The organism is Methanoregula sp. (assembly GCF_002835825.1).
In the GTDB taxonomy this organism is placed as follows: Archaea; Halobacteriota; Methanomicrobia; order Methanomicrobiales; family Methanospirillaceae; genus Methanoregula.
In genome coordinates this window covers 1-1,165 of the sequence record NZ_PIZH01000657.1, presented here as the reverse complement: position 1 = coordinate 1,165, position 1,165 = coordinate 1, and the positions used below count along the sequence as shown (strand labels likewise).

Sequence of the window (1,165 nt, the reverse complement as noted above, 5' to 3'; positions counted from 1 at the left end):
GGGTTGTTGACGGCCGGGGTGGTCGGATACGTGCAGACCACTGACCGCTTCCATCCGGGTTTGTATTTCTCTGCCTGTGACATGGTTACCTGCCTCCTGCGGCGGCGATCGTTGCCTTGAGTTCTGCCTGTTCAACAGTCAGCCCCTCACGGAGGTACTGCTGCTTGAAGGCTTCCTTGAGCTTGGTGCCATCTGAGGGTGTGCCGGATCCACCGGACCCGCCCATGCCCTTGACCTTGCCGGACTCGGTGAGTTTGGCCACATAATCGGTCTCGGTCTTGATGGCGGTAGTTACGGCCTCGGTGAACGCGGCCTCGTCAAACTTGCCGTCTTTCATGCGGGCGAGCTTCGGGACGGTCTCGATGAGACGGGCCTTGGTGATCGCCGGCAGCGCGGACTTTTCCAGCGCCTTGGCGACGATCTTGCCGGCTTCCTGGATGACCTGGGCCTCGCGGAGCCGGTCGAGCTCGATCTTCATGTCCTGGTTCTCTTTCAGGACCTGCTTGTGCTCAGCCTCCTTCTGCTTTGCAGATTCGGAGGTCTGGATCTCCTGCATGATGGATTCCCTGATCTCGGTGATGAGCGCGGGATGTGTCTTGCGGAGCGATTCTACCGTGATGACGGTTTCCTTGTCGTTTCCTGCCATGATTTCCTCGTTGGTGTCTTCGTTCAGTTCATCGTCTGCGGGCGGTTCATGTTCGATAAGCGATTCGGAGTTCTTGCGGTATGCTTCGAGCATCGGTACGATGGCCCCGCCCCTGCCCGGGAGCGTGACGAAATCGACGCTGAAGCATTTCGTCAGCGATTCGATGATCTTGCCCTGGCGTCCTTCGGCCGATCCCGGAGTCCCCTTTCCGAGCGCACGGTGGGATACCCCGATGATCTGGGCGACTTCGTTCAGGAATCCGCGGTAGGGCGAGAGGATCTGGGCTTTGGCATAGACCCCCGGGCCCTGCGGACCGGTCTTCAGGAACTTTCCCCCTTCGGTGATGAACCCGGCCAGAGTGGTCAGGCTGCGTTCCGGGCGGGCTTTCTCGTCCGCTGCAGTAGGGTGGTCCAGGAACATCTGCGTGCCGGCCTGGTAGACTGCCGGTGCATCGCGTTCGAGCATCGACTCGGAGTAGTATCCCGAGGTCCCCCAGCCAGGTGTGATGATCTTGATAAG

At 60.2% G+C, this 1,165-nt stretch carries 1 protein-coding gene; it reads right to left on the bottom strand.

Annotation, left to right across the window (positions count from 1 at the left end; genetic code table 11):
- Positions 1 to 85 precede the first annotated feature (85 nt).
- A partial coding sequence (locus CW742_RS14205) for a hypothetical protein (protein ID WP_292421500.1) occupies positions 86 to 1,165 on the bottom strand: 1,080 nt, incomplete at its 5' end.